We start from the raw sequence: 25,769 nt of genomic DNA on the forward strand, positions 1-25,769 counted from the left end.
CATGGCCCGTATCGACCTGCAAGACCTCGCCCATTCCTATCACCCCAACCCGGCGTCGGACGCGGATTACGCACTGAAGCCGATGAACCGGGTGTGGCAGGACGGGGGGGCTTATGCGCTGCTCGGCCCGTCGGGCTGCGGCAAGACCACTTTGCTTAACATCATCTCTGGCCTGCTGGTGCCGTCGCGCGGGAAAATCCTGTTCGACGGGGTGGATGTTTCGACCCTGCCGACCGAAAAGCGCAACATCGCTCAGGTGTTCCAGTTCCCGGTCATCTACGACACGATGAGCGTTTACGACAATCTCGCCTTCCCCCTGCGCAACCGGAAAGTCCCGGAAAAGCAGGTGGACGCCCGCGTGCGCGAGATTGCCGGGATGCTCGACCTCGCCCGCGACCTGTCGCGCCCGGCGACCGGTCTGACGGCGGATGCCAAGCAAAAGATTTCGCTGGGGCGCGGCCTTGTCCGCTCCGACGTGGCGGCGATTCTGTTCGACGAACCGTTGACGGTGATTGATCCCCACCTCAAGTGGGAACTGCGCTCCAAGATCAAGGAACTGCATCGGCGATTACCGATCACCTTGATCTATGTGACGCACGATCAGACCGAAGCGCTGACCATCGCCGATCAGGTCGTCGTTATGTACGACGGCGGCGTGGTGCAAAGCGGCACGCCGGAAGATTTGTTCGAACGGCCCGACCATACGTTCGTCGGTAAATTCATCGGCTCGCCGGGGATGAACGTCCTGCCGTGCCGCTTGGAGGGCGCAACCGCTTATATCGGCGATCAAGCGGTCGCCGTTCCGCCGGTTGGAACGCCGACGCGCGGCGAAGCCCTCGAACTTGGCGTGCGCCCGGAATATTGCACCCTCGCCCCCGCTGGGGCCGGGCTGCCGGTGCAGATCACCCGGATCGATGATCTTGGCCGCGTCCGGCTGGCCCGCGTGACCCTGGCCGGGCAGCCAATGATTGCGACGGTTCCCGATGGGGTGGCGATCAACGGCAGTGAGGCGAGCGTGACCTTCGATCCGCGCGCCCTGCATCTTTACGAAGGCGGCTTCCGTCTTCAGCCCGCGTCTGGGGGGCATCATGGATAAGACCGAAAACAACAAAGCCTGGCTGCTGGTGCTGCCGGTCTTCCTGACCGTGGCCTTCAGCGCGATTCTGCCGTTGATGACGGTGGTGAATTATTCCGTCCAGGATACGTTCGGGAATAATCAGTTCTTCTGGAATGGGATTGGCTGGTTTGCGGAACTGCTGAACCCGTCCAGCGATCTCGGCGGGCGCTTCTTCGATGCGCTGTGGCGGAACCTTCTATTCTCCGGGATCATTCTCGCGATCGAAGTACCGCTGGGTATCGCGGTGGCGCTGGCCATGCCGCGCCAGGGCTGGACGGTGGCGGCGTGCTTGATCGTTATGGCCTTGCCGTTGCTCGTTCCCTGGAACGTCGTCGGCACCATCTGGCAGGTCTTCGCGCGGTCGGACATTGGGTTGTTCGGGGCGGTCGTGAACGGCCTCGGCATCAACTACAACTATACGCAGAATGCGCTGTCGGCCTGGGCGACCGTGATTATCATGGACGTGTGGCACTGGACCTCGCTGGTCGCGCTGCTGTCCTATGCTGGGTTGAAGTCGATCCCCGACGCCTATTATCAGGCGGCGCGCATCGACGGCGCCTCGCGCTTTGCCGTGTTCTGGAAGATCCAACTGCCCAAAATGCGCCGCGTGCTGCTGATCGCCGTGCTGCTACGCTTTATGGATAGCTTCATGATCTATACCGAGCCTTTCGTCGTCACGGGCGGCGGGCCGGGCAATTCCACCACCTTCCTCTCCATCGATCTCGTGAAGTTGGCGCTGGGTCAGTTCGACCTCGGCAAGGCCGCCGCGCTGTCGATCGTCTACAACCTCATCGTGCTGTCCGTCTGCTGGGTCTTCTATACCGTGATGACCCAGATGGACGCGCCGCGGAGGAAATGACCATGCTCACCCGCCGCCTTGTGATGGGCTTTTACCTGCTGTTCTTGCTGCTGCCGATCTACTGGCTCATCAACATGAGCCTGAAGACGAACAGCGAGATCATCTCCGGCTTCACCCTGTGGCCTCATACGCTGACGTTTGATAATTACATCAAGATTTTCACCGATGCGTCCTGGTACTCGGGCTATCTCAACTCGTTGAAGTATGTGGCGATCAATACGGTGGTCTCCATCGCCCTCGCCCTGCCTGCCGCCTATGCTTTCTCGCGCTACCGCTTCTTGGGCGATAAGCATCTGTTCTTCTGGCTGCTGTCCAACCGTATGGCGCCACCTGCCGTTTTCGCGCTGCCCTTCTTCAATCTTTATTCGGCGATTGGGCTGTTCGATACGCCCTTTGCCGTCGCGCTGGCCCACTGCCTGTTCAACATCCCGCTCGCCGTGTGGATTTTGGAAGGGTTCATGTCGGGCGTGCCGAAGGAGATTGACGAGACGGCCTATATCGACGGCTACAGCTTCCCGCGCTTTTTCGTGAAGATCTTCATGCCGATGATCGCGTCGGGCATCGGGGTGTCGGCCTTCTTCTGCTTCATGTTTTCCTGGGTCGAGCTGCTGCTGGCGCGCACGCTGACCAGTGTGGATACGAAACCCATCGCCGCCACGATGACGCGCACAATCTCCGCCGCCGGGATGGACTGGGGCCTCTTGGCCGCCGCCGGGGTGCTGACGATGGTGCCCGGCGCCATCGTCATCTGGTTCGTGCGTAATTACATCGCCAAGGGCTTTGCCCTCGGGCGGGTTTAAGGAGAACCGTCATGGACCATTTCGCCTGGATGGCCTGGACGTGGCAGACGGCCCTGTTTTTTGGGGGGATTCTGACCCTCCTCGTCACCCTCACGCTTTTGGCCCTGTTCCGGCCGGAGATTGAACGGGTCGGCGTCTTGCGCATCCCCACGACGCGCGGTGACCGGCTGTTCATCTCTCTTCTGGGCAGCGCCTTCATCCATCTCGCCTGGCTGGGGCTGATTTCGCCCGAGGTCTGGTGGGCTTCCGGGGTTTCCCTTGTTTATGCCGCAGCGGTGTTTCGCTGGGTTTAGGGAACTTTGGGTAACAAGACCGGAGAGAACCGGCACTAACGAACCATAAACAGGAGGACGCCGATGACCCGTAATCTAATCGTCTCCGTCTCGACCGCCGCGATGCTGTTCGCATCGGCGTCGGCATGGGCGGATATGGAAGCCGCAAAGCGCTGGATCGACAATGAATTCCAGCCCTCGACGCTCTCGAAAGAAGAGCAGTTGAAGGAACTGGAATGGTTCATCAAAGCGGCGGAACCGTTCAAAGGCATGGAAATCAACGTGGTGTCGGAAACGATCACCACGCACGAATATGAAGCCAAGGTGCTGGCGAAGGCCTTTTCCGAAATCACCGGGATCAAGCTGACCCACGATCTGATTCAGGAAGGCGACGTCGTCGAAAAAATTCAGACCCAGATGCAGTCGGGTAAGAATATTTACGACGCCTGGATCAACGACTCCGACCTGATCGGCACCCACTTCCGCTATAAGCAGGCCATTCCGCTGACCGACTGGATGGCGGGCGAAGGCAAGGACGTGACGCTGCCGTCGCTGGATGTGAACGACTTCATCGGCAAGTCCTTCACCACGGCGCCGGACGGGAAGATGTATCAGATCCCCGACCAGCAGTTCGCGAACCTTTATTGGTTCCGCTACGATTGGTTCACCCGCGCCGACCTGAAGGAAAAGTTCAAGGCCAAATATGGCTATGAACTGGGCGTACCGGTGAATTGGTCGGCTTATGAAGACATCGCCGAATTCTTCACCAACGATGTGAAGGAAATCGACGGCGTTAAAGTCTATGGCCACATGGACTACGGCAAGAAAGACCCGTCGCTGGGCTGGCGCTTCACCGATGCGTGGCTGTCGATGGCAGGGAACGGCGATAAGGGCATTCCGAACGGTCTGCCGGTCGATGAATGGGGTATCCGCATGGATGGCTGCCGCCCGGTCGGCTCCTCCATCGAACGCGGGGGCGATACCAACGGCCCGGCGGCGGTCTACTCCATCACCAAATATCTGGAATGGCTGAAGAAATATGCCCCGCCCCAGGCGCAGGGCATGACCTTCTCGGAAGCCGGGCCGGTGCCGGCCCAGGGCAATATCGCCCAGCAGATGTTCTGGTACACCGCTTTCACCGCCGACATGGTGAAGCCGGGTCTGGCGGTGATGAATGCCGATGGGACGCCGAAATGGCGTATGGCCCCGTCGCCGAAAGGGTCTTACTGGAAAGACGGCATGAAGCTGGGGTACCAGGATGCCGGTTCGTGGACGCTGCTGAAGTCCACGCCGCTGGATCGCCGCAAGGCCGCCTGGCTCTATGCCCAGTTCACCATTGCCAAGACCACCAGCTTGAAGAAGAGCCACGTGGGCCTGACCTTCATCCGCGAAACGGATATTTGGGATAAGAGCTTCACGGAACGCGCCAATAAGCTGGGTGGCCTTGTCGAATTCTACCGCTCGCCCGCGCGCGTGCAGTGGACGCCGACGGGGAACAATGTGCCGGATTATCCGAAGCTGGCGCAGCTCTGGTGGCAGAACATCGGCGATGCTTCCTCGGGCGCGAAAACCCCGCAAGCGGCGATGGACGCCCTGGCGGCAGCGCAGGATTCGGTGCTGGAACGGCTTGAACGCGCCAATGTTCAAGGCGAATGCGGGCCGAAGCTGAACCCGAAGACCTCGGCGGAAGATTGGTTCAAGAAGGCCGAAGCGGCGGGCACCATCGCACCGCAGCGGAAACTTCAGAACGAAAAGCCGAAGGGCGAAACGGTCGATTACGACACGCTGATCAAGTCGTGGCCGGCAACGCCGCCGAAGAAGGGCTAAGCCTTTCTAGCGCAAATCCCGAGCGGGTGGGCTCACCCGCGACGACGCATTTGCAGAAAAACAATAGTTTAGAGTGGTTGACGCGAGCCTAAGCGAACGGAAACCACTCTAAACAGACCTCTCTGGGGCGCTTCATGCGGGAAGCGCCCTTTTTATTTTGGGGCCGGGCTTTTGGAAGGAGTAGGCGCGAACACCCCTTCCAGCAAAAGATCGGCCAGCCGGTGCAACTCGGCGGCGGGGGTGCCGTCATAGGCTTGCCCCGCAAGGCCCTGGGTCAAGGCGATAATGGCGGCGGCGCGCAGGTCCGGCGCGTCCCATTCGCCCGTCAGCCGCTCGGTCAAGCGGGCTTGGGAGGCGCGGCGGGTGGCGGCCAGTTCCGCAATCACCTCCGCCGATGCTTCGGCTGCCGTGAAGAGGCCGATCTGCGCTAGGCAGGCGGGCGGGGCATCGGCGCGGGCGACCAGATCGATGATGCCATGCACCATCTGGCGCACGGCTTCCTGCGCTGTCGGCGCGGCGAACGCCTGCGTGCTAACCGCGTCCAACTGCGCCAGATAGCGGCGGACGACGGCGAGAAACAGCGCATCCTTATTGCCGAAAGCGGCATAGAGGCTAGGGCGGTTGATCCCCATTGCCTCGGTCAGATCATTCAGCGAGGTGGCGCCATACCCTTTGCGCCGGAACAGGCAGGCGGCCTGTTGCAAGGCGGTTTCGGGGTCGAACTGGCGCGGGCGTCCCGTTGCCATGATTCGTCTCCAGGAATTTCTATACTGATCGATACATAATCTCCTTGACGGGCGCTGTCGAGACTCCTATTTATGTATCGAACGGTACAAAAATCTTCCCCCTTGGAGATCATCATGACGAAGACGCTTAACGGTAAGATTGCCCTGGTCACCGGCGGCGCGCGCGGCATCGGCGCCGCCACGGTTAAAGCCCTGGCCGACCAAGGCGCCACGGTTGCCCTCAGCTATTCCGCCTCGGCAACTGCGGCGAACGCCCTAGTGGCCGATGTTGCGGCCCAGGGCGGCACGGCTGCGGCCTTCGCCGCCGATCAGGGCGACGCAGCGGCGGTGCGCGGGCTGATCGACGCGGTGGTCGCGAAATTCGGCAAGCTCGATATTCTGGTCGCCAATGCCGGTCTGCTGGCGGGCGGCAAGGCGGATGATACGAGCGTGGATGTTGCCGCGCTCGACCGGATGTGGGCGGTGAATGTGCAGGGCGTAGTGAATACCGTGCGTGCGGCGGCCCCTGTTCTGGCCGATGGCGGGCGCATCGTTATCATCGGGTCGGTGGTTGGGGAGCGGGTGCCCTTCGCCGGTCTGGCCGATTATTCGGCGACGAAGGGGGCCGTTAAACTCTATGCCCGGGGCGTTGCCCGCGATCTGGCGCCGCGCGGCATTACCGTCAATACGGTACAGCCGGGACCGATTGCGACCGATATGAACCCAGAAGACGGCCCCGCCGCCCCGGCAATGCTGTCGGCCATCGCCCTCGGGCGTTACGGGCGGCCTGAAGAAGTCGCAGCCGGTGTGGCCTTCCTCGCCAGCCCGGCGGCCAGTTTCATCACCGGGACGGAACTGACCATTGATGGGGGCGTGATCGCGTAAAACGCCGCGTCTCGGTGAAATCGGGGGCATTGCCCCCGATTTTCGTTTTTACGCCGCGCCGGGCACGCCTTTGCTGGTCGAATATTCAAAATGCAGCGCCTCGCCCGGATGAACGATGGCGTGGGCGGCGTGGGCGGCGGATGCGGCTTCGGCGAAGCCCGACAGAATCAGCTTCAGCTTGCCCGGGTAGGTCGCGATATCGCCCACCGCAAAAATGCCGGGGGCGGAGGTGGCGGAATTGGCCTGAGTGGTCGCGATTTGATTGCGCTCTAGGTTCAACCCCCAGTCGGCAATCGGCCCCAGGGTCATGGCGAGACCGAAGAAGGGCAGCAGGTGATCGGCTTCGAGCGTGCGGCGCTGCCCGTCGAGGGTTTCGACGATAACGCCCGAAAGCTGGCCGTTCACCCCCTCAAGCCCGGCGAGCTGATAGGGGATGATCATCTCGATCTTGCTGTCTTTGGCCAATTGATCGAGTTTCGCCGCGCTTTCCGGGGCGGCGCGGAACTTCGGGCGGCGGTGGACGACCTGTACCCGCTCGGCGACCTCGCTCAAGGAAATCGCCCAATCGACCGCCGAATCGCCACCCCCGGCGATGCAGATCTTTTTGCCGCGAAACGCTTCGCGCCGCTGCACGAAATATTGTACGCCGCCTGTCGCCTCATAGGCCTCCAGCCCCTCCAGCGGCGGGCGGTTGGGGCCGAAGGCGCCGCAGCCCGCCGCGACGATCACGACGGGGGCTTCAAGCTCGGTGCCTTTGGAGGTGGTGATTTTCCAGGTTTCGGCGTCGGTGCGAGTAAGCTGCATCACCTGTTCGCCAAAGTGGAAGACCGGGTTAAACGGTGCCGCCTGCTGCATCAGATTATCGATCAGGTCGGCGCCCGAGATGGCGGGATGGGCGGGAATATCGTAGATCGGCTTTTCCGGGTACAGCGCGGTGCATTGCCCGCCTGCGTCGGCCAACGTGTCGATCACATGGGTTTTCAGGCGCAGCATGCCGCATTCGAACACCGCGAACAGCCCAACAGGACCCGCGCCGATAATCACCACATCGGTCTTGACCGTCATCGCTTCCCTCAAAACTGTCATACGCGCAAACCGGCGCGCAGAGTGGCGCGCGCGTTGCGCCGATGCAACCCCCCATGCACTAAGGTTTTCGAGTCTTTGCGGGCGGGGGCTTTTCGCGTAGCCTGGGGCGGCTATGAAGATTACCGTTCCCTCTGCCGCCGCCTTTTCCTTTACGGCTAAAAGCCTGACCGCCACCCAAAGCCTAGCCCAAGAGCTGTCGGCCCTGGCCGATAAGGGCGATGTTATCGCGCTGCGCGGTGACCTGGGGATGGGTAAGAGCGCTTTTGCCCGTGCCTTCATCCAGGCCCGCGCCGGCGTGCCGATCGAGGTGCCCAGCCCGACCTTTACCTTGGTGCAAACCTACGAGCTGCCGTCGGGGCTGATTTCGCATTTCGATCTCTACCGCCTGAACGACGCCAGCGACGCTTACGAACTGGGGCTGGACGATGCCTTCGGCGGCATCACGCTGATCGAATGGCCGGAACGCTTGGGCGATGGGTTGCCGCGCGATCCGCTGATCATCGATTTCGCCCCTGCCGACGCACCCGATGCCCGCAAGATTAGCCTGCAAGGTGGCACCTCCTGGGCGGGCCGGTTAGATTTTCTGCGTTTGAAGTTCTGATCCGGGGGCGGGCGTGGCCGTCTATACCATTCCTGCCGGAATAGGCTTTGCCGAGGCACTGGTGCGCGGGCTGCTGCCGGAAGCGGACCGCGACCCGCTGGCCTTTGCGCGCTTGCGCCTGCTGCTCCCTTCCCGCCGCGCCTGCCGGACGATCCGCGATGCGTTCCTGCGCGCTGCCGATGGGCGGGCCTTGGTGTTGCCCAGCTTCAGCGCCCTTGGCGATATCGATGAAGACGATCTGACCTTCAGCGATTCGGTGGCGGTCGGCGGTATCGCGGCCGATCTACCGCCCGCAATTCCAGCGGTGAAGCGTCAGGCGATGCTGGCGCAATTGATCCGGGCGCGCGAACCCGGCCTGCCGCTCGACCGGGCCGTTGCCCTGGCGGCAGAACTGGCGCGCTTAATGAACCAAGCCCAAGCGGAAGGCCTGGGGTTCGACGCGCTGGTGCGCTTGGTGCCGGAAAACCTCGCCCATCACTGGCAGATTACCCTCGATTTCCTGCGCATCGTTACCGAGGCATGGCCGACAATTTTGGCGGCGGAAGACGCGCTCGATCCCATCGACCGCCGCGACCGGTTGATCCGCTTGCAAGCGGCGGCCTGGGCAGAGGCACCGCCGCCGGGGCGCATTCTGGTCGCGGGAACAACGGGTAGCCAAAAAGCGGCGCGCGACCTGATCGCCGTGGTGGCCAACCTTCCCCAAGGCGACGTGATTCTGCCCGGCCTCGATACCGCGATGCCGGAGGATGAATGGGTGGCGCTCCCCACCCACCCGACGCACCCGCAGTCGGGCTTACAGGATTTACTGGCGGCGATGGGCTTACTGCGCGCGGAGGTTCGCCTCTGGCCGGGGTGTGCTGGGGCCGCCCGAACCTCGCCCGATCGGGCCGTGTTGCTGGCGGAAGCGCTTTCGGTTGCGGCGCCGGAGGATCGTCCCGCTCCAGTCCTCAATCTCGATGCGGCTTTGGCGGGCGTTCGCCAAGTGACGGCGGCAACCCCGCAGGAAGAGGCGACGATCATCGCCGTTGCCCTGCGCGAAGCCTTGGAAACCCCGGGCCGGACCGCCGCGCTGATTACCCCCGACCGCGACCTTGCCCGCCGGGTGGCGGCGGAACTGGCGCGCTACGGTGTGCGCTGCGACGATTCGGCGGGGCAACCGCTCAGCGGGTCGGTCCCCGGCGTTTTCCTGCGCTTGCTGGCGGAAGCCGCGCGCGACCGTCTGGCCCCGGCGCCGCTGCTGGCGCTGTTGAAACACCCGCTGACCGGCCTCGGCCTCGATTTGCCGGAAGCGCGGCGGCGGGCGCAATTGCTCGAACGCTTGTTGTTGCGCGGCCCCCGCCCTGGGCCGGGGCTTGCCGGATTGCGGGCCGCAGCGGCAGAGCTTAAAAAACCGTCGCCGGACCTCACCGATTATCTCGATCGGTTGGCCGAGGCGCTAGGGCCATGGGAGGCGGCCTTGGCGCAACCGGGGCAATCGTTCCGCGCGTTGCTACTGGCGCATCTGACCGCTGCCGAAGCCTTTTGCCGCACCGACGATCAAGCGGGGGAAGAGCGGCTGTGGGCGGGGCCAGCGGGGGAAGCTGCGGCGGATTTCCTCGCCGATCTCGTCGATAACGCGGGCGCTCTGACCCTCGACGATCCCGCCGAATTTCCGGCGCTATTGATGAGCTTCATGGTGCCGGTCGCGGTGCGGCAAGTCTATGACCGCCACCCACGCCTTGCCATTCTCGGGCCGCTCGAAGCGCGCCTCGCTCGGCCCGATCTGATGATCCTGGCGGGTTTGAACGAGGGCACGTGGCCGAAGGAGCCGCCGGGCGATCCCTGGATGTCGCGCCCGATGCGTCAAGCCTTCGGCCTGCCCGCGCTGGAACGGCGCATTGGTCTTTCGGCGCATGATTTCGTGCAGGCGGCGATGGCGCCGGAGGTGATTTTCTCCCGCGCCGAACGGGTGGACGGCACCCCGACTGTGCCGTCGCGCTGGTTGCAACGCTTGGGCGTGCTGCTGGCCGGGCAGCAGCGGACCCTGGCGGGCTCGGCGCTGCCTAGTTGGGCGGCGGCGCTCGATGCCCCGGCCCGCTATGCGCCGCAACCCGCGCCGATGCCCTGCCCGCCAGTGGCGAGCCGCCCGCGCACGCTGTTCGTGACGGATATCGAGCTGTGGCGGCGCGATCCCTATGCGCTCTATGCAAAGCGCATCCTGGGGCTGAAAGCGCTTGACCCGTTGGATGCCGATCCCGGCGCAGCCGACCGGGGGCAGGTGATCCACGCGGCGCTCGATGCCTTCGTGAAAGCCTATCCCGACGCGCTGCCGGTCGATGCGCTGGCCAAGCTGCTGGAGATCGGGCATCGTGAATTCGGCTCGCTGCTTGCCTCCCCCAGTTTGCACGCCTTTTGGTGGCCCCGCTTCGAACGGGTGGCGGAGTGGTTCCTGGCCGAAGAAAGCCGCCGTCGGGCCGATATCGCCAGCCTCGCCACGGAAACCGAGGGCGGCTTGACCCTGGCCGGACGGGCGGGGGATTTCACCTTGAAGGCCAAGGCCGACCGGATCGAATATCTGACCGATGGTACCTATCGCATCGTCGATTACAAAACCGGCGCCCCGCCGCCGGAAAAGGACGTGCTGGCGGGCTATGCACCGCAGTTGCCGCTGGAAGCCTTGATCGCGGAAGGTGGCGGTTTCGCCCGGCTCCCTGCCAAGCCGGTCGCGGGGCTGGAGTTTTGGCAGCTTTCTGGCGGTGCGACCCCCGGTAAGATCGTGCCGATTAAGGCCGGGATGGCCGCGCTGCTCGATGAAACCCGCGACGGTCTTGCCTCGCTGATCGACCAATATGATCAGCCTGAGACACCCTATCCGGTCGCCCCGCGCCCGCAGTTCGCGCCGCGCTTTTCCGATTACGCCCATCTGGCCCGTGTGGCGGAATGGAGTGGCGATGGGGAGGCGGAGGAATGAGCGCGCTCGACCAAAACCGCCAAGCGGTGATCGACGCCGCGACGGCCCGGCAGACGGCGGCGACCGTCCCTGACCGTTCGGTCTGGGTGGCGGCGTCGGCGGGCACGGGGAAGACCAGCGTGCTCACCCGCCGCGTGCTGCGCCTGCTGCTGGCGGGCACGGCGCCGCACCGCATCCTGTGCATCACCTATACCAAGGCCGCCGCTGCCGAAATGGAAAAGCGGCTGATGGAAGATTTGGGCAAATGGGCTAGCCAGCCCTTACCGGATCTCATCGCCGCCCTCACCAAGCTCGCAGGCGGCACCCCGCCGCAGGACGTCGAACTGCGCCGCGCCCGGCAACTCTTCGGGCTGGTGCTGGAATCGCCGGGCGGGCTGAAAATCCTAACCATCCATTCCTTTTGCCAGTCGGTGCTGGCGCGCTTTCCGCTCGAAGCCGGGCTGCCGCCGCATTTCCAGGCGATGGACGAGGCCAGCGCCGAAGAACTGCTGCTGGATGCGCGCGAACAGGTGCTGGCCGAAGCGCGCGGTGGCGCCGGGCTGGCCGACCTTGGCGCCGCCTTGCAGATCGTCGCCGACCGGCTAAACGAAGATAGTTTTCACCAACTGCTGAAAACCTTAGTGGCAGAGCGCGGGCATTGGATGCGCCGCTTAGCGGCGACCGATGGGATCGACCCGCTGATAGCTGCCCTGGCGGCGCGGTTGGAGGTTGATCCCAGCGCCTCCCCCGCCGCACTTTGGCAAGCCGCCTTCAACGCAACCGTCGCCCAGGCCGATCAGCTCAGAACGGCGGCGCGCGCGCTGGGGCAGGGGACGGGCAAGACGGATAAAGCGTCCGCCGAAACCCTGCTGGCCTTTGCCGCCGAACCCTCGCCGCTCGGGTTCGAGGTGTATCGGTCGGTCTTTCTGACCGATAAAGGCACGATTCGCAAAAGCCTCTGCACCAAGTCGGTCCAGGCGGCGGCCCCCGATGTTGCCGATTGGCTGGGCACGGAAGCCGAACGGCTGCTGCGGGTGCAGGACGCCGTGCGCCGGGCGGAAATCTTTACCGGCACCGCCGCGCTGATCCGCCTGGGCGCGGCCATTCTCGCCGCCTATAGCGCGATGAAGCGCCAGCGCGCCTGGTTGGATTACGACGATCTCATCCTGCATACGGTGCAGCTTCTCGCCCGCGACGGCGGCGTGTCCTGGGTGCTGTTCAAGCTCGACGGCGGGCTTGATCATATCTTGATCGACGAGGCACAGGACACAAACCCCGACCAATGGCAAATCGTCCGCCTGCTGGCGCAGGAGTTTTTTGCGGGTCAAAGCCGGGCCGAAGGTATCCGCACGCTTTTTGTCGTCGGGGACGCCAAACAGTCGATCTATAGCTTTCAAGGCGCCGATCCGCGCGCCTTCCAGACCATGCGCCAGGCCTTTACCGATCTCTTAGCGCAGGTGGAGCGTCGGCTTTGGGTCGAAAGTCTCGATCATTCCTTCCGCTCGACCTCCGTCGTGCTGGAAACGGTGGACCGGGTGTTTACGGCCCCCGAGGCGGCGGCGGGCGTGGTGGAAGCGGGGGCGCCGCTGCGTCACGAAGTCTCTCGTCTGGGCGAAGCCGGGTTGGTCGAACTCTGGCCCGTGCTGCCCAAACGCGCCCCGGAAGACCCGGCAGGCGGCGATTGGAAGCTGCCGCTGCGGCGGGAAGGGGCGAGCAATCCGCCCGCCCTGGTCGCCCGCGTCATCGCCCGGCGCATCCGCGCGTGGCTCGATCATGGGGAAGAACTCACCGCCAAGGGCCGCCCGGTGCGCGCCGGGGATATCCTCATTCTCGTGCGGCGGCGCGGCGCGTTTGTCGGCGAGTTGGTGCGCGCCCTGAAACAGGAAGCGGTGCCGGTGGCCGGGGCGGATCGGCTGCGGCTGACGGCGCATCTGGCGGTCATGGATCTGCTGGCGCTCGGGCGCTTTCTGCTGCTGCCCGCCGATGATCTATCGCTCGCCTGCCTGCTGAAATCGCCGCTGATTGGCCTGACGGAAGAGGCGTTGTTCCACGCCGCCCAGGGCCGCGAGGGCCAAAGCCTGTGGCACGCCCTACGCGCGCGGGCGGCGGACCTTCCGGCGCTGAAGGCGGCGGAAGATCGGCTTAACCGCTGGCGCGCCAAGGTCGATTTCGCCCGGCCTTACGAGTTCTACGCCGAAATCCTGGGCCGCGAGGGTGGGCGCAAGGCGCTGCTGGAGCGGCTGGGGGCGGAAGCCGCCGACCCGATTGACGAGTTTCTTAATCAAGCCCTGGCGTTCGAGCGCATCCATACCCCCAGCCTGCAAGGCTTTATCCATTGGCTTGACCTGTCGGACCAGGAAATCAAGCGCGACAGCGACACCGCCGGGCGCAACGAAGTGCGCATCATGACGGTGCATGGCGCCAAAGGCTTGCAGGCGCCCATCGTTTTTCTGCCCGATTGCGCCAGCGCGCCGAAAAGCCGCCGCACGCTGTTCTGGCCGGAAGAGAGCGACTGGGGGCCGGTCTGGTCGCCGCGTAAGGCGGACGATGATCCCGTTACGGCTGCCCTGCGAGACGCGCAGGCCGACCAGGAAGCGGCGGAATATCGCCGTCTGCTCTATGTCGCCCTCACCCGTGCTGAAGACCGGCTTTATGTCACCGGCTGGCTTGGCGCGCGGGAGGAGGAGGCGAAAGACGGCACGTGGTACGCGCTGATCCAATCGGTGCTCGATCCGATGGCGGCGCGCGGGGAGGCCGAGACCCTCGATCTCGATTTCACCGCCGATGGCGCGCCGGAATGGGCGGGGAAGGGCGTGCGCCTTGCGACCCCGCAGCAGGTGCCGCCTCAGGATAAGGCGCCGGCGGTTGCCGCCGTGGCGGAAGGCGGGGCGCCCCCCGCGTGGCTGTTCGCGCCGCCGCCGGAAGAGCCGACCCCGAGCCGCCCGCTCACCCCGTCCCGCTTGGCCGAAGAACCGCCCGCCCGCTCGCCGCTGGCCGGGCAAAAGGCCGAGCTTCCCGCCGACGGGGCGCGGGCAGCCGGGTTGAAGCGCGGGCGGTTGGTGCATCGCCTGCTGCAAATGCTGCCCGATCTGCCGCAGGCCCGCTGGGCGGCGAGCGCGGTGGCCTATCTCGCCCGCGCCGTCCACGGGGTAACCCCGGAGGATCAGGACAGCCTGTGGCGGGAAGCCGAAAGCGTCTTGCGGCACCCCGATCTGGCGCCGTTGTTCGGGGCCGAGGCGCGGGCAGAAGTGCCGCTGGTCGGCCGGGTTGGCGATGTCATCGTTTCGGGGCAGGTGGACCGGCTATGGGTGGGGCCGGATGCCGTGCTGGTCGCCGATTTCAAGACCAACCGCCCGCCACCTCGCTTAGAGGTTGGGGTCTCCAAAGCCTACCGCCAGCAAATGGCGCTCTACCGGGCCGTGCTGCGGCAGCTTTACCCGGATAAGCCCGTGCGCTGCTGGCTGATCTGGACCGATGGGGCGCGGCTGATGCCGCTGTCGGACGCGCTGCTTGATGATCCCGAGCTTTTAACCGTCACCCGCTCTGCAGATTTTGATGAACAGCGTTAAGCATTCTGCGCGGCGGAATGGTTGACGCTGGGGGTGGGGCATCCCTAAATGTCTCTCATATCCCGCCGGTTCACCCGGCCTAATGATAGGAAAGAAGATCATGGCCACCGTTGCCGTTACCGATACCAGCTTCGAAAGCGATGTTCTGAAGGCCCCCGGCCCAGTCTTGGTCGATTTCTGGGCGGGCTGGTGCGGCCCGTGCAAAGCCATCGCCCCGGCGCTGGAAGAGCTATCGACCGAACTCGCGGGGCAGGTGACCATCGCCAAAGTCGATATCGACGATAACCCCGCAACCCCGGCCAAATATGGCGTGCGCGGCATTCCGACCATGCTGCTGTTCAAGAACGGCCAGGTGGTGGCGCAGAAGGTCGGCGCGATGCCGAAATCCATGCTGCAAGCCTGGCTGACCAGCGCGCTCTAGAGCTGCGTCAATTCTGACGCAGCTCTAGAAGCCGCCATTGCGGCGGCGGCCAAGGGCGCGGAGCGCCCGCCCGGCGAGGGCTAAAAGCCTGATTATCCTGTGAGGACCGGGCTTCCTGCATGCAGGAAACCCGGTTTTTTTATGCGGTAACGGTTTTGGCGCCGCGCAGGCGGTAGAGCATCACCCCCGCCCCCAGTAGCGTGACCGGGATTAGGCTGAGGTTCAGTACGCGGTCCCAGCCCAGGCTGGTTTGGATCGACCCAGCGGTAACGGCGGCGAGCGCCGATAGGCCGAAGACGGTGAATTCCGATAGGGCCTGCAGCCGGGCACGGTCCTGTGGCGCCTCGGCAGATTGGGCGATCAGGGTGGAGCCGCCGACGAACAATAGGTTCCAGCCGATGCCGTTCAGCACCAGCGCGATCGTGAACTGCGGCAGATCGAGGCCGCTGAGGCCCGCAAGGGCGCTGAGCAGAAACAGGATCAGCCCGCTTGCCAAAACGGGGATCACGCCGACGCGGGCGATCAGCTTGCCGGTCACGAAGGCCGGGGCGAACATGCCAACCAGATGGGCCTGAATGACCGAGGCGGAGGCCCCGACCGAAAAACCGCAGGCGACGACCGCGAGCGGCGTTGCCGTCATCACAAAGGTCATCGTGCCAAAGCCAAGGGCAGTGCAGGCGGTGCCGAGGAGGAAGCGCGGCTGGCGGATGAGTGCGGCCAGAGGGCGGCGGGCGCCTTGGGCGATGGTCATGGGGGGCGCAGCGGGCAGGGTGGCGAGCACCAGCACTGCCGCCGCGCCCAACGCCGCAATCGCGGCATAAGACCCTGCGAAGGGCACGAGATCCCAGATATTCCGCGATAGGGCGGCAATCTGCGGCCCCAGGAAGGCGGCGGCGAGGCTGCCGAGCATTACCCAGGATAGGGCGCGGGCCTTCCCGGCGGGATCGTCCACCGCGTCGGTCGCGGCATAGCGGTAATATTGCGAACTGGCCTGAAAGACCCCCAGGCAAGCGTTCCCCAAGCAGAAGAGCGCGAAATCGCGGCGAATCACGGCAAGGGCGGCGAGGCTTCCGGCCAAAATGGCGCTGGCGGCCCCGATTAAAAACCCGCCGCGCCGCCCGATCTTTCCCATCAAAAGCGACAGGGGAATGGTGGTTGCCGCCGAGGAGAGGATGACGGCGGCATAGGGCAGGGTGCCGAGATCAGGGCGCGGGGCGAGCGACTGGCCGACCAAGCCGGTCAAGGTCAGGCCGATAGCGACGGCGCAGAAGGCGAAACATTGGGCGACGGCCAAGGTTAGGGCCGTGCGGCGGGCGAGGGGGGGAAGCGGGGCGGGCATGGGCATCTCCGGCAAAAGGGATGGTGCCAGCTTAGTCAGCGCCGCCCTTGTCAAAAAGGACAGACGACCCGCATAATCCGCCAATAGGATCGCCCGGAGGCCGCCATGCGCACCATCGCCATTATCGCCTTTCCACAGTGCCAAAGCCTGGATTGCCTGGGGCCGACGGAGGTTTTTACCAAGGCGAATTATCATGTTCGCCAGTTGCACGGGCCGGACGCGCCGCAGCCCTATCGGGTCGTGCATGGGTCGGTCGCGGGCGGTTTCGTGCCGACCAGTTGCGGCCTGTCGCTGGGGCCGACGCTGCCCTTGGCGGACCTGCCGGAGCTGATCGATACGCTGCTGATCGTCGGCGGGAATCCGGGGGTGGAGATGGCGATTGCCGAAGGGGTATTGCCCGCCTGGGTAAAGGCTCAGGCCGGGCGGGTTCGCCGTCTTGCCAGCGCCTGCACCGGCGCTTTCATCCTGGCGGAAAGCGGCGTTCTGGCCGGGCGCCGGGCGACGACCCATTGGCATTCGTGTCAGGAGTTAGCGGCGCGCTATCCCGCCATTACAGTGGCGCCGGACGCGATTTATGTCGATGCCGACCCATTCTATACGTCGGCAGGGATCACGGCGGCGATTGACCTTTCCCTCGCCTTGGTGGAAGCCGATCTCGGGCAGCCGGTGGCGCTGGCGATTGCGCGGGAACTGGTGCTGTATCTGCGCCGTCCGGGCGGCCAATCCCAGTTTTCTGCCGTGCTGGCGACCCAGGCCCAGGCGGCGGAAAAGCGGGCAGAGGGGAAGTTCGGCGATCTCCTGACCTGGATTTCAGCCCATCCGGCGGAAGATTTGCGCGTTCCGGCGCTCGCCGCCCGGGTAGGGATGACGGAGCGCAGCTTTCTGCGTCATTTCACCGCCCGCACGGGGCAAACCCCGGCGCGGTTCGTCGAAACGGCGCGGTTGGATCGGGCGCGGCTGCTACTGGAAAGCACCGATCATCCGGTGGCCGAAATCGCGGTGGCGGCGGGGTTCGGGTCGATCGATGCCTTGACCCGTGCGGCCAAGCGCGGCCTGGGGCTTACGCCCGAGGTGTATCGGGCGCGCTTTGGGGCCGTAGCGACGCGCCGGACGTCGGCTTCGCTAGGGGCAGCCGCAGAGTGACCTTGGTGCCGTGATCGGGTTTGCTGGAAAAGGCGACCGAGCCGCCCATCGCTTGCAATAGCCGCCGCGATAAGGCAATGCCAAGACCCGCACCGCGTTCGGAGGAGGTCATGGCATTCTCAGGCCGCAGAAACGGGTCGCCCAAGCGGGCCAGCGTCTGCGGCTCGATACCGATGCCGGTATCGGTCACGGTCACATGCACCCATTCATCATCGCCCCAGGTTTCCGCAACCTGGGCGGCGACACGCACATTCCCGCCCGCCCGGGTAAATTTGACGGCGTTTTCTAGGAGATGCACCAGCACTTGATTGAGGGCGGATTTATCGGCCTGCACGGTCAGCAGCGTCGGCAACATGAGCTTCAGATGAACCTGCCGCCGGTCGGCTAGCGGGCGCACCTGCCGCACAGCGGCCAGAATGGCGCTATCGAGATCGACCGCCTCCAGCGTCATCGGCCGTTCGCCCGCTTCGATCTGGCCATAGTCGAGAATATCATCGACCAGTTGCAGCAGCCCGGTGCCGCCCTGGTGGATAGCGCGGGCATAATCGGCGATCCGGTCAGACGGCGATTGTAGCAGGATCATTTCGCTGAACCCCATAATGGCGTTCAGCGGCGTGCGCAACTCGTGGCTAAGGCTGGAGAGAAAGCGCGTGCGCGCCAGATTATCTTGCCGGGTTTGGGCGATAATGCGGTGCAGATCCAGCGCATCGACGGCCAGTTGCGCCAACTCTTTCAGAAGATTGAGCTGCGCTTCGGAAAATTGTCGGGGTTTTTGATCGATGACGCACAGGGTTCCCAGGCGGAACCCCGTTTCGGAAATCAGCGGGGCTCCGGCATAGAAGCGGATATGCGGCGCATCCGTGACCAGCGGGTTACCGGCAAAACGCGGGTCCAGCAGGGCATCTTCGACGATCATGATATCGTCGTCGAGAATGGCATAGGCGCAGAAGGCAATCCGGCGCGGGGTTTCGGTCACATCGAGACCGATCTTCGCCTTGAACCACTGCCGGTCCGAATCGAGTAGGCTAACCAGCGCGATCGGGCAATCGAGCAGGCGCGTCGCCAATTGGACCAGGTGATCCAACCGCGGGTCGTCGGGCGTGTCGAGGGCGCAAAAGCTATGAAGCGCTTCGAGCCGCGCCGACTCGTCCGCAGGGACCGGAGGAGAAGGAATTGCCGTCATCGCGTCAAGTGTGCCATAGGCTTACAAACTTGACTATATTGTTAGTCGCTATCCCACAGATGCCACACGCGGAACTGTTATGACGGATTGGACCGCAGGGCTGGGTACCTTGCTGCGTCGGGCGGCCGACCGCTGGCGCGACGGACGCGCGATGGCGGCGGTGGAGGCCTTTGGGCGGCGGCTGGGGCGCGACCCGGACGCGGCGCTCGCCAAGCTCGACGCCGATGCGAAAGGCGGGCGCGGTCACGCGCGCCTGCGGGCGGCTTGGTCGATGCGCGCCTGCGCCTGGATCGACCGCTGGACCGCCGATCACCCGATTGCCGCCCGCCGCCTGCTGGATGATCTGGCGGAGGCGGCGACCGCCCATCCGCAGGAAAGCGCCCTAATCTCCTATTGGGCGATGGGCGCCTTATCCTTCGTCTCCGTCCGCGCGGCGGCCGATCCGATTGGCTGCGTGTCGATTTTTGCGGCGATGGAGCCCTATCTTTTGGCCGACAGCACGCCCTTCGCGGTTCGCCGTCTCTGGGCGATGGCCGTGCAGCGCTGGATTATAGCCCTGGCGCGCAGCGATCCGGCGGCGTCTGCGGCGGGGTTGGGGCCGATGGCCGACCTTGCTTTGCAAGCGCCGCCCGATTTGGGGCTGGTGACCCTCTGGCGCGATACGGTGCTGGAACTCGCCACAACATCTGAGGTTCTGATGGACCCCGACCGGCGCCCGCCGGTGCTGGACCAGGCGGCAGCGCTTTCGGCGGCTTTCAGTCGCTATGGGACGACGGTGGCCGGGTTAGCCGCTTTGCAGATGCTGATTAAAGAGGATGTCAGACTATGATTTTCATCGGCATCGACGGGAGCGGCCCCGGTCTGCGGGTCCGAGTGGAAGCAGAGGATGGGGTAGGGCTAAGCTCGGCAACCGGCCCTGCCGTTTCGCTGACGCTCGGCACCGGCAAAGCCTGGCAGATGGTGCTCGAAACCCTGTCCGCAGCGCTGAAACCCTTGGGGCAGGCGACCGAAACCCTAACCGATGCGCGCATTGTGCTAGCGTTACCGGGGCTCAATCTTCCGGCCCAGCAGCAACTTTTCACGGCCTTGAACCCGCTCCCGGGGATTATCTGGACCTGCCCAGACTCTTACGCAGCCCTCGTTGGCGGGTTAGGGGATCAACCCGGCAGTGTCATTCTTCTCGGGGCGGGCTCGGTTCTCGCCGCCCGCCGTGCCGATGGCACTTGGTACGAGATCGGCGGCTGGGGCTTTCCCACGGGTGACGAGGGCAGCGCCGCCTGGTTGGGGCAACAGCTTGTTACCCTAACCCAGCGCGCGCTCGACGGGCGGCAGCCCTGGGAGCCTTTGACGCGCCTCTGTTACGGTCTTTGGGGCGGCGCGTGGGATGCGTTCTTCGAGCAGGTCGCGACGGCAACCCAGGCCGATTATGCCGCCTTAGCCGCGCCGATTGCCGAAATGGCGGCGGCGGAGGATGCGCTCGCGCAGCTTCTGTTGACCGAGGCAGGGCGCGAAGTGGGGGCGATGGCCGCTGCGGCCGACCCGGACGCCCGTTTGCCCCTGGCGCTGACCGGGCCGCTGGCGCCAGTGCTGGCGCCCTATCTGCCGCCGGAAGCAACCGCCCGCTTGATCGCGCCAGAAGGCACTGCGCTCGACGGAGCGCTGCGCCTGGCCCGCGCCCCGGAACCGCCGCCCGCCGCGCGGGGGCGGCGGCTGGTCGGTTAGGCTTAGGCCGTTTCTTCGATTCGCACGGCGGTAAAGAAGCGGGCGACTTCCTGGCGTAACAAATTGGCTTGAGCGTTCAGGCTGGCAACGGCGGCGGCGATTTCTTTCGACGTCTCGCCGGTCTGCCTGGCGGCCTCGGCCATTTCCTGGGTAATCCCGCTCATGTTTTCGGTGCTTTGGGCCGCTTCATTGACATTACGGGCGATTTCCGATGTTGCGGCGCTTTGCTGTTCGACCGCGCCTTTCACACCCAGGTTCAGCCCATTGATCTGCTCGATGGTGCCCGCGATGGCGGCAATCGCCGCTACCGCATGGCCGGTGGCCGATTGAATGGCGCCGATCTGGCTTTGAATTTCCTCCGTCGCCCGCGCCGTTTGGCCCGCGAGGCTTTTCACCTCCGCCGCCACTACGGCAAAGCCCTTGCCCGCGTCGCCGGCGCGCGCCGCTTCGATGGTGGCATTGAGGGCGAGAAGATTGGTCTGGGCGGCGATATCGGTGATCAGGCTGACCACTTCGCCGATGCGCTGGCTGGCTTCGGACAGAGTATGGACGACCGACCCGGTTTGCTTCGCCTCATCGACGGCGGTCCCGGCAATCGTGGCCGCTTGCCCGATCTGACGGGCGATTTCGCGGATCGAGGCGTTTAGCTCCTCGGTCGCAGACGCAACGGTCTGGACATTGCCGGTCGCCTGATGGGCCGCCGCCGCCACATCGCCGCTGTGGTGACTAGTCAGCGCGGCATTCTGGTTCAGGGTTTCGGAATTCTGCTGCAATTGTTCCGAGGCGGAGACCAGCGAGGTGATGACCTGATCGACGCTGCCGCTAAACCCGGCAATCGCCCGCTCGATCCCCGCTTTGCGGCGTAATTCCGCCTCCGCGTGGCGCTTTTCGTCCGCCGCATGTTGCCGGGCGAGGTCCAATTGCCGGGAATAATCCTGCAAGGCGCGGGCAAGGATGCCGATTTCATCTTTGCGGTCGGTATCGGTGACCGTCAGCGGTTCGGTCGAGGTTTGCAGCACGGTAAAGAGACCCGCGAGATGGCCGACATGGCGCATCTGGCCGCGCACGATCCAGGCGATGATGGCGATACCGAGGGCGGTCATAACCAGGGCGACGACGACATTCTGTTCGATGATGCGCGCGCTCTCGGCTTCCACCCGCTGGAGCGGCACGCCCGCGAACAGAACCGCCATAACCGTGCGGTCAGCCGTCAAAACCGGTTCGTAGCGGCCAAGATAGGCGCGGGAGGAGACCTGCACGATCCCGGTATAGGTCTGTTTCCGGCCAAAAACTGCGTCATAGGTCGGCCCCGGACCCATCTGCGTGCCGATGATGCGCTTGCCTGCCGCATCCAGCGCTGTTGTCGCAATGCGCCGGTCGCCCTGGAAAATCGTTGCGGTGCCGTTGGTCAGGGCGGCGAATTCATCGACAATTGTCGCATCCCCCTCCAGCGGTTTGCCGTTCAGGCCCAATTTACCGTCGGTGATTGCCAGCGTTCCGCGATGGGCGATCAGGGTTTTGAGCAATTGGCCGTTACGCTCCAAAGCATCGGAGGCTTCCGACATTAGTGCATCGCGGACGATGAAATACGAACCGCCGACGATGGCAGCAGATATCAAAAAAGATAAGAGCGAGAATGTTAAAAGAATGCGATTCGTAATGCTCATATTTTTGGCAAATGACTTCATTTCATTCTTTCTTTCGAGAAGGAATTTCGTTTGATCTGTGTATTTTCACAGGCAATTATTAATAAAGAGCGTTTGTGATTGTTAAGTATTTATTTCAATGCACTGTGCGAATTTCGCATGGCTTCGGCCCCTTTCCCATGACATGGATCAACGCACGCAAAAACACCCGGCGCAGGGCCGGGTGTTTGTCATACGCTTGAGGCTGGGAAAACCGGTGCAGCCGATCAGGCGGCCTCGTCTTCCTGCACTTTTTCGAGGAAATCCGCCACTTCCGTCTTCAGGGTTTCCGCCTGGGCCGTCAGGCTACCGACCGCCGACAGCACCTCGCCCGCCATGCTGCCGGTTTCCACAGCGGCGCGGGTGACCGCGATGGTGATTTCCGTCACATTTTGGGTGCTGCTGGCGGCTTCCGTGACATTGCGCGCGATTTCGGAGGTTGCGGCCCCCTGTTCCTCCATCGCGACCTTAACACCGAGGTTAATGTCGTTGATACGCTCGATGGTGCGGGTGATCGTGGTGATCGCCGTCACGGCCTGCTGCGTTGCCTGCTGAATGGCGCCGACTTGGGCCTGAATATCCTCGGTCGCCCGCGCGGTCTGCCCGGCAAGGTTCTTCACTTCCGACGCCACCACGGCAAACCCTTTGCCCGCTTCCCCAGCGCGGGCGGCTTCGATGGTGGCATTCAGTGCCAGCAGATTGGTTTGCGCGGCGATTTCGGAAATCAGCCCCACAACCTCGCCAATCCGCTGCCCAGCGTCGGACAAGGTGCGGACGATGCTGCCCGTTTGCTCGGCCTCCGTTACAGCGGTTCCGGCGATGGCGGCGGCTTCGGCGACCTGGCGGTTGATCTCCCGGATCGAGGCGTTGAGTTCTTCGGAGGCCGAGGCGACGGTTTGCACATTGGCGGTTGCCTGTTCGGCGGCAACCGCGACCTCGTTGCTTTGTTCGGAGGTCATCATGGCATTGCCGTTAACTGTTTCGGCATTCTGCTGCAATTGCGCGGCGGCGGAGACCACCGTGGCCACAACGCCGTCGATGCTATTGCCGAAATCGGCGATGGCCATTTCCAGGGCCATCTTGCGGGCAATCTCTTGCTTGATCTTGCGCGCTTCTGCAGCGGCGTGCTGGCGGGCCATGTCGAGTTGCCGCGAGTAGTCGGCCAGCGCCCGCGCCAGGGCGCCGATTTCGTCGCGTCGGTTCGTTTCAGCGGGCGTCAGAATGCGTGGATCGCTTTGCAAGGTGGCAAACAGATCGGTCAAATGCGAGACGCGGCGCAGTTGCGAGCGGACGACGAGGGCGACGATAGCGCTGCCCAAGATTAGGGCCAAGGCGGCGCCGATCAGATTTTCCTGCAGGATGGTGGCGCTTTCGGCAGCGACCACGGCGGTCGGTTCGCCAACGAATAGAATGCCGATCACCTCGCCCGCCCCATCCAGGATCGGATCATAGACCGCCAGATAGGGTTTGCCGAAAATATCGACCGGGCCGCTATAGGTGCGTTTGTCGCGGAAGATACTGTCATAGGCCGGGCCTTGCGCCAGCTTGGTGCCGATGGCGCGGCCCCCATCGGGCTTTTGAACGGTCGTGGAGATCCGTTCGTCCTTCTGGAAGATCGTTGCTACCCCGCCCGATAGTTTACTGACCGCATCGACCAAGGTCGCATCGCCCGCAAGCGGCAGCCCGGACAGGGTAAGGTGCCCGCCGACCAGCTCGAACCGGCCGCCGCGCTCGGCAACCAACAGTTTCATCACCTCAAGGCCCCGATTGACGTCGGCCTGTACGTCATGGACCAGGGCCGCACGGATCACGCGATAGGCGTTAAGGGTAATCGCCCCCGCCAGGATCGCGGCCAAAGCGACGAAGGTCAGGATCAGGCGTTGCTGAACGCCAAGCCCTGCAAAGGAAAAACGACTGGTCGTCATAGGGCGGCCCTCCGGGCGGGGTTCCCGATGGGGATCGGGAAAAGCTGTAAATTTCCCGTATATTTTACTATTTTTAAATAAATATCGACTAGGTATTTTTCAGACATGACGTGCATTGGTTGCATGCCTGCGAAAAGGCCAGGGCGGTTTCCCGTCCTGGCCTTTCAATTTTCCGTTGAAAACTGGCGCCGAAGACCCTCAGCCCGTGGCATCCACCGTTTCATCCAGCGCATAACCCGCCGAGCGGACGGTGCGCACGATGTCGGTTTCCCCCTCGCCATTCAGGGCTTTGCGCAGGCGGCGGATGTGAACGTCCACCGTGCGCGGCTCGACGTAGACATCGGCGCCCCACACCGCATCCAGCAATTGTTCGCGGCTGAACACCCGGCCTGGATGCTCCATCAGATAGCGCAGTAGCCGGAATTCGGTCGGCCCGAGGTGAATGTCGCGGTTGTTCCGGCGCACGCGATGCGCTGCCAGATCGAGCATGACATCGGCGAAATTCAGGCTTTCGCCATCCACCGACGGGCGGGTGCGGCGCAGCACAGCCTTGACGCGGGCGATCAGTTCCGAGACCGAGAACGGCTTCGTCACATAATCGTCCGCCCCGCTATCAAGGCCCCGGATCTTGTCGCCTTCCTCACCGCGCGCCGTCAGCATGATGATCGGGGTCGCGCGCGCCGTCGGCAGGCGGCGCAACCGGCGACAGACTTCGATGCCCGACAGCATCGGCAGCATCCAGTCGAGCAGCACCAGATCGGGGTTCTGCTCGGCGGCGATGATCAGCGCTTCCTCGCCATCCGCGGCAGTACAAACCCGGAAGCCTTCGCGTTCCAGATTGTAGCGTAGCAGTGTGGCAATGGCGGTTTCGTCTTCGACCACCAGGACTAACGGTGTGACGGGCGACATGCCCTTAGTTCCCTTTGCTGTCGGCAGCCACGAAGGTTTCACCCTTCTCGGTCATCGCGGTTACGCTCGACAGGTCGCCCTTGGCGCGCTCTTCCGCTGGAACCTTACCGCGCACGATGTAATAGATCGTTTCGGCGATATTGGTGGCATGGTCGCCCATCCGCTCCAGGTTCTTCGACATGAAGAGTACATGGGTGCAGGCGGTGATGTTGCGCGGGTCTTCCATCATATAGGTCAGAAGCTCGCGGAACAGCGACGTGTAGAGTTCATCCACTTCCGTATCGCGTTCACGGATCGCGGCGGCGCGGTCGGCGTTACGGTCGGCATAGGCATCCAGCACGTCATTGACGATGCTCTGGACGATCTTGCCCATGCGTAGCACGCCCGCCGCCGGTTTGACGGTCGGCGAGACGTTCAGCGCCAGGGTGCGTTTGGCGATATTGGCGGCGTAATCGCCGATCCGCTCGAGATCGGTCGCAATGCGCAGCGACGCAACAACGGTGCGCAGGTCGGATGCCATCGGCTGGCGCAGGGCCAGCATGCGCACGACCTGTTCGTCAATCTCGTGATGCAGTGCATCGACCTGACCGTCGTTGGCGACGACGGCGGAGGCTAATTGGCTGTCGCGCTTATTCATCGCCTGCAAAGACTGGGCGATCTGGGCTTCCACCAGCCCACCCATCTGCATGATCGACTTATGCAGCGCGCGCAGCTCTTCGTCGAAGGACGAAACGATATGTTCATTCGACATGATCTATTCCTTCTGCCCCCG

The 25,769-nt window shown here is 64.0% G+C and carries 21 protein-coding genes; 13 read left to right on the plus strand and 8 right to left on the minus strand.

Annotated features, from left to right (window positions below; translation table 11 throughout):
- Position 1 precedes the first annotated feature (1 nt).
- From CHR90_RS15850 to CHR90_RS15870, 5 genes are all read left to right on the plus strand, one after another.
- Positions 2-1,096, plus strand: coding sequence for an ABC transporter ATP-binding protein (locus tag CHR90_RS15850; RefSeq protein WP_094410213.1), 1,095 nt, complete (start codon positions 2-4; stop codon positions 1,094-1,096).
- Complete coding sequence (locus tag CHR90_RS15855; RefSeq protein WP_094410084.1) at positions 1,089-1,976, plus strand: carbohydrate ABC transporter permease; 888 nt, start codon at positions 1,089-1,091, stop codon at positions 1,974-1,976. The genes CHR90_RS15850 and CHR90_RS15855 overlap by 8 nt, the downstream gene beginning before the upstream one ends.
- 2 nt (positions 1,977-1,978) lie before the next feature.
- On the plus strand, positions 1,979-2,776 hold the full coding sequence (locus CHR90_RS15860; RefSeq protein ID WP_094410214.1) for a carbohydrate ABC transporter permease: 798 nt from the start codon (positions 1,979-1,981) through the stop codon (positions 2,774-2,776).
- A gap of 11 nt (positions 2,777-2,787) precedes the next feature.
- The gene (locus CHR90_RS15865) at positions 2,788-3,069 is read left to right on the plus strand and encodes a DUF2160 domain-containing protein (protein ID WP_094410085.1); all 282 of its coding nucleotides are present in this window, start codon (positions 2,788-2,790) and stop codon (positions 3,067-3,069) included.
- 63 nt (positions 3,070-3,132) lie between these two features.
- A complete protein-coding gene (locus CHR90_RS15870) occupies positions 3,133-4,875 on the plus strand; it encodes an ABC transporter substrate-binding protein (RefSeq protein ID WP_094410086.1) in 1,743 nt (580 codons plus the stop codon).
- 152 nt (positions 4,876-5,027) lie between these two features.
- On the opposite strand, the gene CHR90_RS15875 is transcribed toward CHR90_RS15870, so the two are convergent.
- Complete coding sequence (locus CHR90_RS15875; RefSeq protein WP_094410087.1) at positions 5,028-5,621, minus strand: TetR/AcrR family transcriptional regulator; 594 nt, start codon at positions 5,619-5,621, stop codon at positions 5,028-5,030.
- Between the two features lie 114 nt (positions 5,622-5,735).
- On the opposite strand from CHR90_RS15875, the gene CHR90_RS15880 reads away from it, so the two are divergent.
- Complete coding sequence (locus CHR90_RS15880) at positions 5,736-6,485, plus strand: SDR family NAD(P)-dependent oxidoreductase (protein ID WP_094410215.1); 750 nt, start codon at positions 5,736-5,738, stop codon at positions 6,483-6,485.
- A 48-nt stretch (positions 6,486-6,533) separates the two neighbouring features.
- Here CHR90_RS15880 and CHR90_RS15885 read toward each other — a convergent pair whose 3' ends face one another.
- A complete protein-coding gene (locus CHR90_RS15885) occupies positions 6,534-7,562 on the minus strand; it encodes an NAD(P)/FAD-dependent oxidoreductase (RefSeq protein ID WP_212668715.1) in 1,029 nt (342 codons plus the stop codon).
- Between the two features lie 121 nt (positions 7,563-7,683).
- On the opposite strand from CHR90_RS15885, the gene tsaE reads away from it, so the two are divergent.
- The 4 genes from tsaE to trxA all read left to right on the plus strand — a co-directional run bounded on the left by tsaE (position 7,684) and on the right by trxA (position 15,091).
- Positions 7,684-8,172, plus strand: a complete 489-nt coding sequence (gene tsaE / locus CHR90_RS15890; RefSeq protein WP_094410089.1) for a tRNA (adenosine(37)-N6)-threonylcarbamoyltransferase complex ATPase subunit type 1 TsaE — start codon at positions 7,684-7,686, stop codon at positions 8,170-8,172.
- A 13-nt stretch (positions 8,173-8,185) separates the two neighbouring features.
- Entirely contained in the window at positions 8,186-11,122 is a 2,937-nt protein-coding gene (gene addB / locus CHR90_RS15895) for a double-strand break repair protein AddB (RefSeq protein ID WP_094410090.1), read from the plus strand.
- On the plus strand, positions 11,119-14,670 hold the full coding sequence (addA, locus tag CHR90_RS15900; protein ID WP_094410091.1) for a double-strand break repair helicase AddA: 3,552 nt from the start codon (positions 11,119-11,121) through the stop codon (positions 14,668-14,670). Before addB ends, addA begins: the two co-directional genes overlap by 4 nt.
- Before the next feature lie 100 nt (positions 14,671-14,770).
- Complete coding sequence (gene trxA, locus CHR90_RS15905; protein WP_094410092.1) at positions 14,771-15,091, plus strand: thioredoxin TrxA; 321 nt, start codon at positions 14,771-14,773, stop codon at positions 15,089-15,091.
- 139 nt (positions 15,092-15,230) lie between these two features.
- Here trxA and CHR90_RS15910 read toward each other — a convergent pair whose 3' ends face one another.
- Positions 15,231-16,430 carry an MFS transporter gene (locus CHR90_RS15910; RefSeq protein WP_170941438.1) on the minus strand — a complete coding sequence of 400 codons (1,200 nt, stop codon included), beginning with the start codon at positions 16,428-16,430 and terminating at the stop codon, positions 15,231-15,233.
- 105 nt (positions 16,431-16,535) lie between these two features.
- On the opposite strand from CHR90_RS15910, the gene CHR90_RS15915 reads away from it, so the two are divergent.
- Positions 16,536-17,573 carry a GlxA family transcriptional regulator gene (locus CHR90_RS15915; RefSeq protein WP_094410216.1) on the plus strand — a complete coding sequence of 346 codons (1,038 nt, stop codon included), beginning with the start codon at positions 16,536-16,538 and terminating at the stop codon, positions 17,571-17,573.
- On the opposite strand, the gene CHR90_RS15920 is transcribed toward CHR90_RS15915, so the two are convergent.
- On the minus strand, positions 17,491-18,756 hold the full coding sequence (locus CHR90_RS15920; protein WP_094410094.1) for a GAF domain-containing sensor histidine kinase: 1,266 nt from the start codon (positions 18,754-18,756) through the stop codon (positions 17,491-17,493). The two genes, CHR90_RS15915 and CHR90_RS15920, sit on opposite strands and share 83 nt — an antisense overlap.
- 79 nt (positions 18,757-18,835) lie before the next feature.
- Here CHR90_RS15920 and CHR90_RS15925 point away from each other — a divergent pair, with 79 nt between their 5' ends.
- Together CHR90_RS15925 and CHR90_RS15930 are read left to right on the plus strand one after the other, a co-directional pair.
- Complete coding sequence (locus CHR90_RS15925) at positions 18,836-19,585, plus strand: hypothetical protein (RefSeq protein ID WP_094410095.1); 750 nt, start codon at positions 18,836-18,838, stop codon at positions 19,583-19,585.
- Positions 19,582-20,478 (plus strand): glucosamine kinase nucleotide-binding domain-containing protein, encoded by an 897-nt coding sequence (locus CHR90_RS15930; RefSeq protein WP_094410096.1) that lies wholly within the window; start codon positions 19,582-19,584, stop codon positions 20,476-20,478. The genes CHR90_RS15925 and CHR90_RS15930 overlap by 4 nt, the downstream gene beginning before the upstream one ends.
- 2 nt (positions 20,479-20,480) lie before the next feature.
- Here the strand turns inward: CHR90_RS15930 and CHR90_RS15935 are convergent, their stop codons facing one another.
- The 4 genes from CHR90_RS15935 to phoU all read right to left on the minus strand — a co-directional run bounded on the left by CHR90_RS15935 (position 20,481) and on the right by phoU (position 25,748).
- Positions 20,481-22,043: a methyl-accepting chemotaxis protein gene (locus tag CHR90_RS15935; RefSeq protein WP_170941439.1), complete on the minus strand. Its 1,563-nt coding sequence runs from the start codon at positions 22,041-22,043 to the stop codon at positions 20,481-20,483.
- A 347-nt stretch (positions 22,044-22,390) separates the two neighbouring features.
- A complete protein-coding gene (locus CHR90_RS15940) occupies positions 22,391-24,088 on the minus strand; it encodes a methyl-accepting chemotaxis protein (protein WP_094410098.1) in 1,698 nt (565 codons plus the stop codon).
- Between the two features lie 198 nt (positions 24,089-24,286).
- Complete coding sequence (gene phoB, locus CHR90_RS15945; protein WP_094410099.1) at positions 24,287-24,997, minus strand: phosphate regulon transcriptional regulator PhoB; 711 nt, start codon at positions 24,995-24,997, stop codon at positions 24,287-24,289.
- Between the two features lie 4 nt (positions 24,998-25,001).
- The gene (phoU, locus tag CHR90_RS15950; protein ID WP_094410100.1) at positions 25,002-25,748 is read right to left on the minus strand and encodes a phosphate signaling complex protein PhoU; all 747 of its coding nucleotides are present in this window, start codon (positions 25,746-25,748) and stop codon (positions 25,002-25,004) included.
- Positions 25,749-25,769 lie beyond the last annotated feature (21 nt).

Origin of the sequence: Elstera cyanobacteriorum, assembly GCF_002251735.1 — a bacterium.
Lineage (GTDB): Bacteria > Pseudomonadota > Alphaproteobacteria > Elsterales > Elsteraceae > Elstera > Elstera cyanobacteriorum.

What these genes read in the sequence shown, in the direction of transcription:
- CHR90_RS15850 (WP_094410213.1), top strand. Translation starts at nt 2, where the DNA reads ATGGCCCGTATCGACCTGCAAGACCTCGCCCATTCCTATCACCCCAAC.
- CHR90_RS15855 (WP_094410084.1), top strand. Translation starts at nt 1,089, where the DNA reads ATGGATAAGACCGAAAACAACAAAGCCTGGCTGCTGGTGCTGCCGGTC.
- CHR90_RS15860 (WP_094410214.1), top strand. Translation starts at nt 1,979, where the DNA reads ATGCTCACCCGCCGCCTTGTGATGGGCTTTTACCTGCTGTTCTTGCTG.
- CHR90_RS15865 (WP_094410085.1), top strand. Translation starts at nt 2,788, where the DNA reads ATGGACCATTTCGCCTGGATGGCCTGGACGTGGCAGACGGCCCTGTTT.
- CHR90_RS15870 (WP_094410086.1), top strand. Translation starts at nt 3,133, where the DNA reads ATGACCCGTAATCTAATCGTCTCCGTCTCGACCGCCGCGATGCTGTTC.
- CHR90_RS15875 (WP_094410087.1), bottom strand. Translation starts at nt 5,621, where the DNA reads ATGGCAACGGGACGCCCGCGCCAGTTCGACCCCGAAACCGCCTTGCAA.
- CHR90_RS15880 (WP_094410215.1), top strand. Translation starts at nt 5,736, where the DNA reads ATGACGAAGACGCTTAACGGTAAGATTGCCCTGGTCACCGGCGGCGCG.
- tsaE (WP_094410089.1), top strand. Translation starts at nt 7,684, where the DNA reads ATGAAGATTACCGTTCCCTCTGCCGCCGCCTTTTCCTTTACGGCTAAA.
- addA (WP_094410091.1), top strand. Translation starts at nt 11,119, where the DNA reads ATGAGCGCGCTCGACCAAAACCGCCAAGCGGTGATCGACGCCGCGACG.
- trxA (WP_094410092.1), top strand. Translation starts at nt 14,771, where the DNA reads ATGGCCACCGTTGCCGTTACCGATACCAGCTTCGAAAGCGATGTTCTG.
- CHR90_RS15910 (WP_170941438.1), bottom strand. Translation starts at nt 16,430, where the DNA reads ATGCCCGCCCCGCTTCCCCCCCTCGCCCGCCGCACGGCCCTAACCTTG.
- CHR90_RS15915 (WP_094410216.1), top strand. Translation starts at nt 16,536, where the DNA reads ATGCGCACCATCGCCATTATCGCCTTTCCACAGTGCCAAAGCCTGGAT.
- CHR90_RS15920 (WP_094410094.1), bottom strand. Translation starts at nt 18,756, where the DNA reads ATGACGGCAATTCCTTCTCCTCCGGTCCCTGCGGACGAGTCGGCGCGG.
- CHR90_RS15925 (WP_094410095.1), top strand. Translation starts at nt 18,836, where the DNA reads ATGACGGATTGGACCGCAGGGCTGGGTACCTTGCTGCGTCGGGCGGCC.
- CHR90_RS15930 (WP_094410096.1), top strand. Translation starts at nt 19,582, where the DNA reads ATGATTTTCATCGGCATCGACGGGAGCGGCCCCGGTCTGCGGGTCCGA.
- CHR90_RS15935 (WP_170941439.1), bottom strand. Translation starts at nt 22,043, where the DNA reads ATGTCGGAAGCCTCCGATGCTTTGGAGCGTAACGGCCAATTGCTCAAA.
- CHR90_RS15940 (WP_094410098.1), bottom strand. Translation starts at nt 24,088, where the DNA reads ATGACGACCAGTCGTTTTTCCTTTGCAGGGCTTGGCGTTCAGCAACGC.
- phoB (WP_094410099.1), bottom strand. Translation starts at nt 24,997, where the DNA reads ATGTCGCCCGTCACACCGTTAGTCCTGGTGGTCGAAGACGAAACCGCC.
- phoU (WP_094410100.1), bottom strand. Translation starts at nt 25,748, where the DNA reads ATGTCGAATGAACATATCGTTTCGTCCTTCGACGAAGAGCTGCGCGCG.